The organism is Paenibacillus taichungensis, from assembly GCF_003287275.1.
Lineage (GTDB): Bacteria > Bacillota > Bacilli > Paenibacillales > Paenibacillaceae > Paenibacillus > Paenibacillus taichungensis_A.
This window is the reverse complement of the sequence record NZ_QEVW01000005.1, coordinates 893777-906696: the sequence shown is the minus strand read 5'-3', so window position 1 is coordinate 906696 and position 12920 is coordinate 893777. Positions and strand designations below refer to the sequence as shown.

Here is a 12920-nt window from a genome sequence, read left to right as displayed (position 1 = left end):
TGCGATGAAATCGGGTAAGATGTAGGTACCTTTTTGCCTGAACATTCATACGGTAGGGAGAAAGCTCTGGGAACCAATTTGTTAACAGAATCAATTCAATGAAGAAGGAAGCGGTGTGTTCGTGCAGCAAGCAATCGCTATATTAGACTCCGGTGTAGGGGGGTTGACGGTCGCCAAGGAAGTGATGCGTCAGCTCCCACGGGAAAAGATCATCTATTTTGGAGATACTGCCCGGACACCGTACGGACCCCGTTCGTCCGAACAAGTTAAACAATTCACGGAACAAATCGTTGATTTCTTGATCCAGTTCGATCCGAAGGTTATCGTTATCGCCTGTAATACGGCTACGGCAGCAGCGCTCGACTATATTCGAGCTAAGGTGAATGTGCCTGTCATTGGTGTCATTCATCCGGGAGCACGAGCAGCCATCACAGCGACACGCACAGGACGCATCGGTGTCATTGGCACCGTGGGAACTATTGGTAGTGGTGCGTATACATCTGCACTCAAACAGTTGTCCCCCTATATTGATGTGGTCAGTCAGGCTTGTCCGGCACTTGTGCCACTGGTGGAGCAAGGCGAATTCCGTTCCGAGCAAACGACAAGTACGGTGGAGCAATCTTTAGGCGAAATTAAGCAGCAGCCAATTGATTGTCTTATTCTGGGTTGTACGCACTATCCTTTTCTCATGGATACCATTCAGGAGGTTATGGGGCAGGAAGTGAAGCTGATTAGTTCGGCAGATGAAACGGCGAGGGAAATTAGTACGATTTTGTATGATAAACGAAAGCTGGCTAGTGGGGATGAGACGCCGGTCCATCAGTTTTTTTGCACAGGTGATCCACGCATGTTCCAGAATATTACTCGCCAATGGTTGGGAGAGCAGATCTCCAAAACGCCAGTTGTGTGGCAGGTTACGCAATTATCATAGCGTTTTTTTTGATTTCTAGGCTTACAAGAATCCCGGAACATTTAGTGTTCCGGGATTTTTTTGATCATATGAGAAAGTGTAAGAGTTTCGGAATGTTATCATGTTTTTCTTATGTTGGAGGGATTTACGCGATTCATGTCACATGACGGACAACCAGATCGGCATACATATTACATACAGTAAGGACACAAGCGAGAAAAGGAGAGGAGATTACACAATTTCCTGAGGGAAAGGAGATCGACATGGAGCTGCAATGGATTATTGTTCATCAGGGAGATACCTTGTCGCGTATTGCGGCAGCGAACCATATGACCAGGGAGTTACTGGCCGCTCTCAACCCGGAAACAGCGTCCCAGCCCTATTTGCTGACAGGACAGATGCTGCGCATTACGCCAGGAACTGGGCGCAGGTACGCAGTACAACCGGGAGAAAAAGTGGCCAATATTGCATTTCGTTTTGGACTGATTGAAGAAGAATTACGCGAGGCCAATCCAGAAATAGCGAGCATTCCGGAATGGTGCGGACGATGTATTCATATTCCGGATTCAAATGGAAAAACTATCGTCAAGCTGCAAGGAGAGTATGGTTACCGTGAAATGAATCGTGATATCGGTTTGCTGGAAAAGAAATATCCATTTATCGAGATTGGCTCGATAGGCAGTAGTGTCATGGGCAAGGATTTGCCTTATCTGCGTTTGGGTCAAGGACCCAGACATATTCATGTCAACGCATCTGTTCATGCGAATGAGTGGCTGACAACGGCGGTTCTGATGCGGTTCATTGAAGAATACGCCAATGCCTACAGCACACATACGCCGTGGCATCAATTCCAGACGGAACGCTGGATGCAGGAAACCACACTGTGGGCTGTGCCCATGGTCAACCCGGATGGAGTTGAATTGGTGCAAGAGGGCGTGGTCAATGATCATCCCCATGCAGAAGAGCTGCTGGCATGGAATGCCGGACGCTCCCATTTTACGCATTGGAAGTCCAATATTAGGGGAGTAGACCTTAACGACCAATTTCCGGCTTATTGGGAGGAAGAGGCAGCCAGAAGAGGGATAACGACTCCAGGGCCCAGAGATTATGCAGGAACGGCGCCTTTATCGGAACCAGAGGCGTGGGCACTTGCACAGTGGACCGAGCAGCATTCTTTTGATGCCGTCGTTTCACTGCACAGCCAGGGACAGGAAATTTATTGGAACTACCGAGATTTGGAGCCAAAGGAGAGTGCCCCGCTGTCACGCAGATTGGCAAGGGCTTCAGGGTACAAGGCAGTTAAGCTGGGTGGAAGTGACGCGGGGTACAAAGATTGGTTCATTCAGAAGTTTCGGAAGCCTGGCTTCACGGTAGAAGTGGGACTCGGAGTCAACCCGCTGCCTATGGATCAGTTCGATGACATCTGCGTAGAGGTTGGCATGCTGTTGGCTGAATTATTATCACATCGAGAGTATTAACAGGGGAAACTGAGAACCCATGAAACCTGACTTCACATAATTTGGATGGGGTAACATGAAACTTACGGGTTGTCCACTCGTATAACAGGAACGGGCGCTGTTACCGGCGTTCGTTTTTTTAATCTGCATAGTTCATCGGTCGTTCCGGATCTCTCCGGAACGGGTAATGATGGGTGTGACTATAACGTGTGCTGTTTTATTTCAGTGCATTAATCATACGGAGGGGTTCATATGAAGTGGAGAAGACTGCTGTCATTCAAACGATGGACACAAGTATTCAAACGGCTGCCGCGTCTGTTGCGGGCTCCGCAGATCCCTTTGAGTGAGAAACTGCTGTTCATCATTCCAGCGCTGCTCTACTGGGTGCTTCCTGACGTGATGCCGTTTATGCCTATAGATGATATCGGGGTTACGTTGTTGCTGATGAACTGGTTTGTAAGTCGTGCGGAGCGCAAATATCCGGTACTTGCAGCGGGTGCGTCGTCTTAATCCGACACAAAATGGGTGGTTTTAACATCGATTTTGCATCAATGTTATTGCGAAGCGCAGTAATTTTCTTTACAATAGATGCTGGAGTTTAGAAATACTGAAAAATTGTTGGAACCAGCAATTAAGATATAGGAGATGAATGAAATGAACTGCAAAATTACACGTAATGCCGCGAAAGTATTGAAACTTGAACTGGACAAGCCTGAGAACGAAGGTAAATTGCTGCGCGTTGTGATCACACATGCACACGGAGATCATGCCCACTACGGACTCGATATCGATACGCCAAAAGAAAATGATACGGTTGTATCTACCGATAAAGAGATTGACGTTATTATTGAGAATGATCAGCCTTTGCTGGATGGCGTTAAAATTGATTACCTTTACTTCCCTGAAGAAGGCTTCGTTATTACGAACCCATCCAAAGGCAACCACGGCGACCACTAAGGGAGCGAAGAAGGGGAACTCATGGCTAACGATATCCGCGTATGCGAAAAATGTAATCATATCAGACTAAAATCGATTGTGGCCAAGTTGGAGAAAATGGCTCCGGATACGGAGATCAAAATTGGTTGCAAATCGTATTGTGGTCCTTGCGCGAAGCGTGCTTTTGTCTTCATCAACGGTCGGTACATCAGTGCTCCGTCAGAAGAAGAAGTGCTTGCAAAAGTAGCGAAATTCGTGAAGTAATTATATGGATATGCAGTGGGCAAACTTGTCCACGACAGGAAAGAGAGGCCGCGGCCTCTCTTTTTTTTATCGGAAATGGTACAGATTAAAAGGTGAAGCCCTGCATCATTTCAAAAATATCAAAGGTATCCTCTTGAATCTCAATGGCGATGACCGTATTGCTTTTTAAAAAAAAATGAATATTCCCCATACGCTCTTCTTCCACCTCAACCCATCCGGCTTCGGACAACTTCTCGAAATAATCGGATGGTACATATAATCCCTGTTCTCCCCCGATATATTTTAATTCATATTTAATGCCTTTTTGAATGTTTGGATTGTCTGAATGTGTCGTTAAGCTTACCTGCTTTGCATTTACGGGAACCGGAATCTCGTCATTAATGGAGGAGCCTGTATATCCCGTTATTTCATACGTCGAAGGTGTACAGCCGCTGGTAAGTAGCAATGAAGATAGCAGAATGAAAACAAACCCAAAATTCTTCAAACACACACCTCCTTGTGAAAAGGTACTTATCAAATAAACGCATTAGACTGGAAAAGGTTATACAAAATATTGATTTTCATCTCTATCTTGGAGAAAGCAGAGCGATTCGTCATTGTTTCAGCAAAAGAAGAATAAGGAGGGTCGATGTCAACCATGCTATAGGGGTAACAGGAACATGATCCCAAGGAGGAATACTCATGCCGAAGCGTTATGATTCCAGTTTGCAAGCCGATACGACCGTATCCCAGGCGCAGAATGCAGTGAACAAACTTCATTTTGCCGTTTCACAGGCAATGTCACATCCAACAGAACAGACCATTGAACAGGCAGAGCGTCGTTTGGCACATACCGAGCAGGCCATGCGTCAAGCTGAACGTTCGCTTGGAGGTCAGGGTGTTGAGTTGGCAGAAGAGATGTTCATTGAGGAGAAGAGAAGATTGAACTCGATCCAGAGTCAGAATGGGCAAGGGGATCTATAGGCGTTCCTGTCACACCAGAACCCGCAGAGCAGCAGTGCTTTGCGGGTTATTCATGTCTTTTTTGAATGACCCCAAGAAGTTGATCTCAGCCAAACTGTGTGTGAAGTGCCGCTTAAAATTTGGTGAGAAGGTTAATAGACCAAGAGCAGGCAAATTTCACACAGGAGGTACAGAATGACAAAACATATTACAGATTGTACGATTCTGAACAACGGCGTGACGATGCCATGGCTGGGATTTGGGACCTATCGAGCAAAAGGTAAAGAAGTACAACAAGCAGTGGAGACTGCATTGGAAGTTGGATATCGTAGCATTGATACGGCGTCCGTCTATGGAAATGAAGAGGAAGTGGGACAGGCTATAGCGAGCAGTGGTATTGCCCGTAATGAGCTGTTTGTAACAACAAAGCTGTGGAATGAGGACCAAGGGTTTGATTCGACTTTGAGAGCATTTGAGGCCAGTCAGAAGGCGCTTGGATTAAATGTCATTGATCTATACTTAATTCATTGGCCTGGCAGAGACCAGTATAAAGAGACGTGGAGAGCATTCGAACGTCTATATAGTGAAGGAAGCGTACGTGCCATTGGTGTAAGTAATTTTGAAGTACACCATCTGCGCGATATCATAGATGAAGGTGGGACGGTACCTGCGGTGAATCAGGTGGAACTGCATCCAGGTCTGATTCAACAGGAGCTGCAGGATTTCTGTGGGGAGCAGGGTATTCAATTGGAGGCGTGGAGCCCCATTATGAGAGGTAAACTGAACAAGGAATCGGCCTTGAAAAGTCTGGCACAGAAATACGGAAAAACACCGGCACAGGTTATTCTGCGCTGGGATATCCAGAACCAGATCGTGACGATTCCGAAATCGGTTACCCCTGAGCGGATTCGTGAGAATGCGGACATCTTTGATTTTGAATTGACTCCTGATGAGCTGAAACTAATTGATGCGCTGGATTCGGATAAACGGACGGGACCACATCCGGATCAGCTGTTTTGGGATTGAGCATGTAGCTCAATTCCAAAATGAGTGTTTAATGATCTGCTTGTGGATGTTCCGGTGACGGATCGTTCTTCGTGATATAAAATGAAAGCATAATCCTTTACACTATGCAACTACGTGTGCAGAACAATCTTTCGATCGCCGTTATCCCCGGATTTTTGGAATTCCCTATCTTCAAAGGGTAAAATCCAGTGATAAATGCGAAGTGTATGCTTCCGTTGCAGCTTTCTTTCAGAAAGCTTTTAGCGCCGCTTCTCCAGATTCGTTCTGCCCTCTCCGTTATAGTGTAAATTATGAGTTCATCTTATGTGGATGGATTTAAATAAAGCAGCAGGATCAAGGGAAACCCCTTGATCCTGCTGCTTTTGTGTTATTTGGATTGATCCGGTTGCGGAACCTCGCAGCCGTCTTCTGTGCACACTCCACTGCCATCTGTGTCAGTGGTGTTGGACTCTACCATGGTGAAAGGGGAGCGCTCGTCCCAAGCTTTCTGAATAGCGTCAAGGAACACTTCATCCGGTTGAGCGCCAGATACAGCGAACTTGCGATCAAATACGAAAAACGGCACACCCCGGATGCCTAACTGTTCGCCTTCGGCCTGGTCAGCACGCACTTGGTCTGCGAATTGATTGCTTGACAAGACTTCTGCTGCGGCATTGCGGTCCAGACCGACTTCTTCAGCTAACTGGATCAGTACATCGGTATTGCCGACATGTTTGCCTTCAATGAAAATCGCTTGAAATAATCGTTCGCTCAGTTCAAGCATTTTTCCTTGTGTTTCTGCCCAATGGGTCAGCCGGTGAGCAGAGAAAGAGTTGGTAGGAATCATCTCATCAATGTTGTATTCCAGTCCAGCTGTACGAGCATTGGCGTTCATCTGTGCATTCATGCCACGTGCCTGCTCCACACTCATATTGTATTTGGCAGCGAGATATTCCGCGTTGGTTTTGCCACTGTTCAATTCAGCATTTGGATCGAGTTCGAAACTTTTGAACTGTAATTTCACATCATCGCGGTGTGGGAATTGTGCCAGTACATTCTCCAAACGACGTTTGCCAATATAACAGAAAGGACACATAAAGTCGGACCATATTTCAATATTCATGCATTAAAACCTCCATTATCTATAAATGAAACCAATACAGTTACAATTATATAGCGACTTTCCATCATTCGCAAGGTTGTGGTTATTCCCAGCCTCAAAAAAAGAAGTGCTGAAGCATGCAACGGATTGCATTCTCAACACTTGTAGTTTAACTTCTTATTTATCCCGGTATGCTTTGGTCCAATGGTAAGGCTGAATTTCGTCCAATCTCTTGTAAATTAAAGTGCCATCCGGGTCGTATACGGCAGCTTTCACGTCTTCTCCCCAGAAAAACAGTCGTTCTTGGCACACACCACAAGGGGTGAGGACCTTGAATGCCGAGTACTCATCGTCACGTGCCACGCAGATCGAGTGGGTGACACGCTCGTTTAATTTGTGTGCTTCCAGATAGGCTCCTGTTTCCATACATAAGTGTGTGGCGTCATTAATCACTTCTGGAGCTACGCTGATTAACAGCGAGCCAGATTCAGTATAAACGGCAGCCGCCCCACCCCACCCTTGAGGGTAGCGATGTTTGACAAAGTTTGCTGCTTCTTCGAACAGCTTTTGTTCAATATTGAATTGATCTGGATGTGACGTCATGGTCATGCATTAGCTCCATTTCAGTGTAGTGTCGGCTTAGCTTTGAAAAATGAATAATACATTTCTGTCGGTGCAACGTTCCGCTCAGTGTTTGTTAGGATTCGGAATCAGACGCTTGCTGCTCGCGAAAACGCGAGATCAGGTCAAACGTATTAACCGTATCTGACACATGCAGTCGTTTCGTTGCTTCCTCATGAGCAGGTCGGCAAGCATTAATATCCGTTTTGGTGCCTGTAGACAGATCGTAACAGGATCCGCTGTCATAGATGTAATCATCCGAAGGGATATAGAACAGGGAGCCATCTGTAAATGCACCGCTGCGCAATACCACCATGCGGGAGGAACCGTCGTACACATCGTTGCCCATGTGGTAGTAGGATTGATCTGATATCCCCAGCAGATGCAGTACTGAAGGTGTAACATCCAGTTGTCCGGCAGGCTCGTCAATCGTCCCCGCTGAGGCTCCGTCGGGCAGATGCACCAGCAAAGGCACTTCGTTCATAATCTGCTCCATATCCAGATCGTTCAGCGAGCGTCCGAGAAACTTCTCGTATTGCGGCTGTTCCTTGATGGAGTTATCGTGATCCCCATAGAACATGAAGATCGTTTTGTCCCACAATCCCCTATTTTTCAGGTCTTCCACCATGTTGCCGAGCGCAGAATCCACGTAATGAACGGATTGCAGATAATTACCAAACATCGTTCCCTTGAATTCCCCGACATCCAGCTGCTGTTTATCCTGGGGCAACGCGTATGGATGATGACTGCTGAGCGTAATCAGGAATGAATAGAAAGGTTCTGTCACTTCACTGCTCATTTTCTCAACCGATTGGCGGAAAAAGGAATCATCGGAGAGCGACCAGCCAAGCGGGTCATCCTGTTCAAAATCATTTTTACTGTAAAACTTGTCATACTTCATATTCTGATACATCGTATAACGATTCCAAAATCCACTCTCATAGGCATGAAATACATTCGTACTATAACCATGATCCTTCAAGATAGAAGGCAGGGAATCGTAACTGTGGTCTGCGTAACGGACAAATGCGGATCCAACCGACAGCGGATGCAATGAAATATTGGCCCCAAAGTCGGCATCCGATGTCCGTCCCTGACCTGTCTGATGATAAAAGTGACTGTAGTACTGGCTTTCCTTCATCAGCTCGTTAAAATGAGGCGTAATTTCCTGTCCGCCAATGCTCTGGCCAATCATGAAATTCATGAAGGCTTCACCTTGGACAATGATTACATTACTGTCTTTGTACTTGCCAAACATCGCATCCTTCGGTGGATCAGCCTGTTGTCTGTTGGCGAAATAAGCTTCCGCCTGTTCGAGATCGGCAGGATCGACCTCCGGTCCAGAGCCAAGCTGGTCTTTGGCATAGTTGTACAGATCATAGCCATGAAAAGCAAGAAGTCCGGTAACATTGTACATGGATACGTTCCACCAGTTGTTATCGAACAACCCTTTTGCCCAGGTTTTACTATAAAAATAAATCGGACCAACCGCGAGCCCCAGACCCAACACCAGGGCAATGATACCTGCGGTGAGTCGACGACGCATGGTTGTTTTGCGGGAGTTTGATGAGTAAGAGTTTAACCCGTTCGAATATGCGCTGTAATCTCCCCGACGGTTACGTTTGCTGAAAAGAAGGATTGCTGCATATGGGATAACCACCAGCCAATCGACGAAAAACCACAGATCACTGGCGTAGATTAGCGTAGCGATGCTGTCTCCCAAAGCGTCGACCTGTCTGGCTTGCATCAGCACAGGAATCGTTAAAAAATCCTGAAAGTAGCGATAATAAACCATATCCGCATAAATCAGTGCAGTGAGCAGCAGATTGAGCATAACGAGTGATATAATCATGCCCCGGCGAGGCAACCACCAGGTCCAGAAGGACAGAAGCAGCAGCGAACCGATGGCAATCACTTTGTCCAGAAGCCCCATCGTAATGTTGTAGGCGTGCAGATTGTGGTGAAGCCACATTAATTTGAGCAGCATGAGTACAAGAAAAATAAGATATAACGTAAGTGGATGACTCAGAAGCCCGCGCGGCGTAAGGCCGCGTGTTGGCTTAGTGACAAACATATATGTCTCCTCCCTGATGAATGGTTTTGTTAACGGAATGTAAAATAGGACTTTATCCATTATAGCGTGGTGTCATGGCTTTTCAACTATGCCCAGGGGATAAAAACTTCATGCGGAAGCAATGTTATCAAGATCATCCATAAGTCTCCTGAAATACATACAAAAAAACGCCCCAGCCGTGGAAGGCAGGGGCGCTTGATCATTCTAATATTATTATTGTTGTGGTGTTTTGTTACGTGGAGGCAGTGGGCCCAAATACTGATAATATTGGGTTTCGATGCGTCCATTGAACAACTTGCGGCGCTTGTCTGCCTTGTGGCCGAAGTCTTCCTCGAACGATTTGGTCGACGTGATGGCGAAAAAGGACCATGTCGGCAAATCGAGGTAACTGCGCCCTAAAGAACGAAGCAGCTTCTGTACTTCTTTCTCTTCACTCAAACGTTCACCATATGGAGGGTTGGTAATAATGACACCATATTCACCCTGTGGTCTTGCACGATGAGCTGGCAGGACGCTGACTTCAATATCCTTGGCGAAGCCGGCACTCTTGATTGCTGCCTGCGCAACTTCAATGGCTTCCGGATCGATGTCACTGCCCGAAATTTGCAATGGAATATCGTCGCGAACCGCGTCAAATGCTTCTTCGCGCGCCTGTTCCCACAATTCTTCAGGAATGACAGCCCAGTTCTCGGAGTTAAAGGTCCGACGCAGTCCTGGTGCAATGTTCCAGCCGATCATGGCGGCTTCAATCAGCATTGTACCTGATCCGCAACATGGATCATAGAAGGGGCGGGATACATTCCAGCGACTGAGCTGAATAAGCGCCGCAGCAAGCGTTTCTTTGAGCGGAGCTTCAGTTACCAGTTTGCGATAACCACGTTTGTGCAGACCAGGTCCAGTTGTATCCAGCGTAAGCAGAGCCCGATCGTTCAACAGAATGACCTCAATCACATAACGAGACCCATCCTCTGGGAACCACTCCGTGTCATAAGTCAGCTTCAGTTTCTCTACGATTGCTTTCTTCACGATCCCTTGTGATGCAGGCACGCTGCTCAGCTGAGACTTGTGGGAGCGACCTTCTACCGGAAATTCGCCATCGGCTGGAATCCATTCCTCCCAAGGTAATGCTTTGGTACCTTCAAATAATTCATCGAACGTTGTCGCCGGGAATTCACCCATTTTGATCAACACCCGATCGGAACTTCTCAGCCACAGATTACACCGGCAGATATCAATATAATCTCCAGTGAAGAAAACCCGGCCATTGTCGATCGTAACATCCTCATACCCCAGTTGCTTCAGTTCCCGGGCGACAACAGCCTCGAGTCCCATCGCCGAGGTCGCAATCAATTGCAATTGAGCCATGTGATTCATTTCAACTCCATTTCAAGCCGGAGAAGGAATTTCCTTCTCTAAGCTGTATAGTGACGGTGCGGCCTTGCCGCTTTCCGTGAAAAAACTTACAATGAGAAATGCGGTGCGCTCATGCATTCATCTTTCGAGCCGATGCAGCAGTTCAACCGCCTGTGTTTGACAACAAACATTTATTATAGAACATTGGCATCCATATGGAAAGCAGTCCAAGTGTCCAAGGAGGATTTTAGCGGTGAATCTGACCCCTGACGAATATGTAAATCAATTATTTCAAGAGGATGATCTCTTGTTAAAGGTAAAAGAAGCCATCCGATCGAACGGCATGCCGGAAGTTTCGGTTGCAGCGGCCTATGGCCGGTTGCTCACTTTTCTCGCGAAGACATCAAAAGCGGAGGCTGTACTCGAAATCGGTGTGCTGGGTGGATATAGCGGTATCTGTCTTGCTCGCGGTCTAAGTGACGGTGGAACACTGACTTCGCTGGAACTGAAAGAGGAATACGCAGCGATGGCTCGTGGTCATCTGGAGGAAGGGGGGTTTGGAGATAAGGTCGAATATCGAATCGGCCCCGCAGCCGACAGTCTGGAGAAGCTGGCGCAGGAAGGGCGTACCTTCGACTTCTTCTTCATTGATGCAGACAAAGAGAATTATCCCGTTTATCTCGATTACGCCATTAAGCTCGCGCGGCCCGGGGCGGTCATTGTGGGAGATAACTGTTTCCTGCGCGGCCGTACGCTGAATCCGGACAAGCAGGGTCCGGCTGTCCTCGCGGTTCGACGCTTCAACGAGCAGATGGCGAGTGACCCGCGCCTCGTAACAACGATGCTGCCGGATTATGATGGTCTGGCTCTGGCCTGGGTAAAATAAGAAAAAGATACAGATACAGATCCGTTAAAACGGGTGGCATGCGCAGACAATTCGAAAAGAAAGAGACGATAACACTCCTGAATCTCAGGGGATTATCGTCTCTTTCTGCTTAATTGGAGAGAAGTTATAAGAGTGGCTATTATACTTCCGGTGTTCCGTAAGTCTCAAACCATTTTTTGATCGTGTCAAAATCATCGCTGAAGGATAGGCCAAGCATCAACAAAATGCGTGCTTGCTGAGGACTGAGGTTGTCACCCGCGATAACGCCTTTCCCTCCGCCATATACACTGCCTGAACCTGTCCGAGTGGTCGTTACGAAGATTACACCATCCTCCACCGCCTTGGTACGTGCTTGTCCCATCGCTCTGGAAATACCGCCTGCTCCTGTACCAGACGTTACGATTCCCTTGGCGCCGCCTTTCACAAATCCTTCAATAGCCTCGCCGCCAGCTTCCTGATAGGAAATCGCAATTTCAACCTTGGCGAGATCTGCCTTCGTGATTTTGCTTAGGTCGAATGCCGGTTTTAATGTACCTTCAGGCTTCAAGGCACGTGCAGGAGCACGGTAAATTCGAATGTTTTCTTCATCAATATAACCTACTGCACCAAGCATTGGGGTTTCGAACGTGTCTGTTCGATAATCATTCGTTTTGGTCACGCCACGTGCCAATTGAATGGTATCGTTCAACATCAGCACGGTCCCAAATGAAGTCGTGCGCCCGCTGCCTGCGAGCTTGATGGCGTTGTACAGATTCGCTTGTGCATCTGAGCCGATAACCGTCCAAGGGCGCATGGACCCCGTAATGACAACGGGTTTATCACTTTGTACGGTCATGTCGAGGAAGTAGGCGATTTCCTCCATGGTATCTGTACCGGTGGTAACCACAACGCTATCATACTGAGCCAGAGCTTTATCTACCGTCTGAGATAAATCATAGAGATCAGCCATGGTATAAGAGCCTGAACCTGAATTTCCGAATTGGAGTGTGCTAACATCTGCAATCTTCTGTTTGTCCGGTAAGGCGTCGACCATTTCTCCAATCGGGAGTGTACCGGCTTTATAGTTCTTGAAGCTGGTTGCATCCTCGGATTGACCTGCAATCGTACCACCCGTTCCAATGACCAGAACATTAGGCAGTGCGGATTGTTTGAACGAATCTGATAGAGCAGGGATGGTTGTATTGCGAGCCGGAGTGGATGATGCGGCCTGAACCGCACTGGTGGTACCGCTCACTTCTACCGTAGCTGCCTGAGCTGCATAGGTCCCGATGGGGGACAGGGAAATGGTCAGAGCCGTCAAAGCGGCTGTGCTCCATACAGCCCAAGGACGAAGATTTGAAGTTTTTTTCATGAATAGCACTCTCCTTCAG

At 47.3% G+C, this 12920-nt stretch carries 14 protein-coding genes; 8 read left to right on the top strand and 6 right to left on the bottom strand.

Going from position 1 to position 12920, the window contains the following annotated elements:
- The first annotated feature begins 121 nt into the window (after window positions 1–121).
- From racE to DC345_RS09225, 5 genes are all read left to right on the top strand, one after another.
- Window positions 122–931: a glutamate racemase gene (gene racE / locus DC345_RS09245; RefSeq protein ID WP_113052883.1), complete on the top strand. Its 810-nt coding sequence runs from the start codon at window positions 122–124 to the stop codon at window positions 929–931.
- A gap of 242 nt (window positions 932–1173) precedes the next feature.
- On the top strand, window positions 1174–2388 hold the full coding sequence (locus DC345_RS09240; RefSeq protein WP_397333645.1) for a M14 family metallopeptidase: 1215 nt from the start codon (window positions 1174–1176) through the stop codon (window positions 2386–2388).
- Window positions 2389–2619: 231 nt separating this feature from the next.
- The gene (locus DC345_RS09235) at window positions 2620–2877 is read left to right on the top strand and encodes a hypothetical protein (protein ID WP_113052811.1); all 258 of its coding nucleotides are present in this window, start codon (window positions 2620–2622) and stop codon (window positions 2875–2877) included.
- Window positions 2878–3021: 144 nt separating this feature from the next.
- Window positions 3022–3324 (top strand): iron-sulfur cluster assembly accessory protein, encoded by a 303-nt coding sequence (locus DC345_RS09230; RefSeq protein ID WP_064639226.1) that lies wholly within the window; start codon window positions 3022–3024, stop codon window positions 3322–3324.
- A gap of 21 nt (window positions 3325–3345) precedes the next feature.
- Complete coding sequence (locus tag DC345_RS09225) at window positions 3346–3567, top strand: YuzB family protein (RefSeq protein WP_024629198.1); 222 nt, start codon at window positions 3346–3348, stop codon at window positions 3565–3567.
- Window positions 3568–3652: 85 nt separating this feature from the next.
- Here DC345_RS09225 and DC345_RS09220 read toward each other — a convergent pair whose 3' ends face one another.
- Window positions 3653–4051 (bottom strand): hypothetical protein, encoded by a 399-nt coding sequence (locus DC345_RS09220; RefSeq protein WP_113052810.1) that lies wholly within the window; start codon window positions 4049–4051, stop codon window positions 3653–3655.
- Window positions 4052–4248: 197 nt separating this feature from the next.
- Here DC345_RS09220 and DC345_RS09215 point away from each other — a divergent pair, with 197 nt between their 5' ends.
- On the top strand, window positions 4249–4530 hold the full coding sequence (locus tag DC345_RS09215) for a hypothetical protein (RefSeq protein ID WP_113052809.1): 282 nt from the start codon (window positions 4249–4251) through the stop codon (window positions 4528–4530).
- Between the two features lie 174 nt (window positions 4531–4704).
- Complete coding sequence (locus tag DC345_RS09210; RefSeq protein ID WP_024629201.1) at window positions 4705–5535, top strand: aldo/keto reductase; 831 nt, start codon at window positions 4705–4707, stop codon at window positions 5533–5535.
- Between the two features lie 367 nt (window positions 5536–5902).
- Here DC345_RS09210 and DC345_RS09205 read toward each other — a convergent pair whose 3' ends face one another.
- The 4 genes from DC345_RS09205 to DC345_RS09190 form a co-directional block, all read right to left on the bottom strand.
- On the bottom strand, window positions 5903–6637 hold the full coding sequence (locus DC345_RS09205; protein WP_113052808.1) for a DsbA family oxidoreductase: 735 nt from the start codon (window positions 6635–6637) through the stop codon (window positions 5903–5905).
- A gap of 156 nt (window positions 6638–6793) precedes the next feature.
- Window positions 6794–7219 (bottom strand): cytidine deaminase, encoded by a 426-nt coding sequence (locus DC345_RS09200; protein ID WP_113052881.1) that lies wholly within the window; start codon window positions 7217–7219, stop codon window positions 6794–6796.
- Between the two features lie 94 nt (window positions 7220–7313).
- On the bottom strand, window positions 7314–9311 hold the full coding sequence (locus DC345_RS09195) for an LTA synthase family protein (protein ID WP_113052807.1): 1998 nt from the start codon (window positions 9309–9311) through the stop codon (window positions 7314–7316).
- Between the two features lie 213 nt (window positions 9312–9524).
- The gene (locus DC345_RS09190; protein ID WP_113052806.1) at window positions 9525–10676 is read right to left on the bottom strand and encodes a THUMP domain-containing class I SAM-dependent RNA methyltransferase; all 1152 of its coding nucleotides are present in this window, start codon (window positions 10674–10676) and stop codon (window positions 9525–9527) included.
- A gap of 241 nt (window positions 10677–10917) precedes the next feature.
- Here DC345_RS09190 and DC345_RS09185 point away from each other — a divergent pair, with 241 nt between their 5' ends.
- Window positions 10918–11550: an O-methyltransferase gene (locus DC345_RS09185; RefSeq protein ID WP_113052805.1), complete on the top strand. Its 633-nt coding sequence runs from the start codon at window positions 10918–10920 to the stop codon at window positions 11548–11550.
- A gap of 139 nt (window positions 11551–11689) precedes the next feature.
- On the opposite strand, the gene DC345_RS09180 is transcribed toward DC345_RS09185, so the two are convergent.
- The gene (locus DC345_RS09180; RefSeq protein ID WP_113052804.1) at window positions 11690–12901 is read right to left on the bottom strand and encodes an asparaginase; all 1212 of its coding nucleotides are present in this window, start codon (window positions 12899–12901) and stop codon (window positions 11690–11692) included.
- Window positions 12902–12920: the final 19 nt, after the last annotated feature.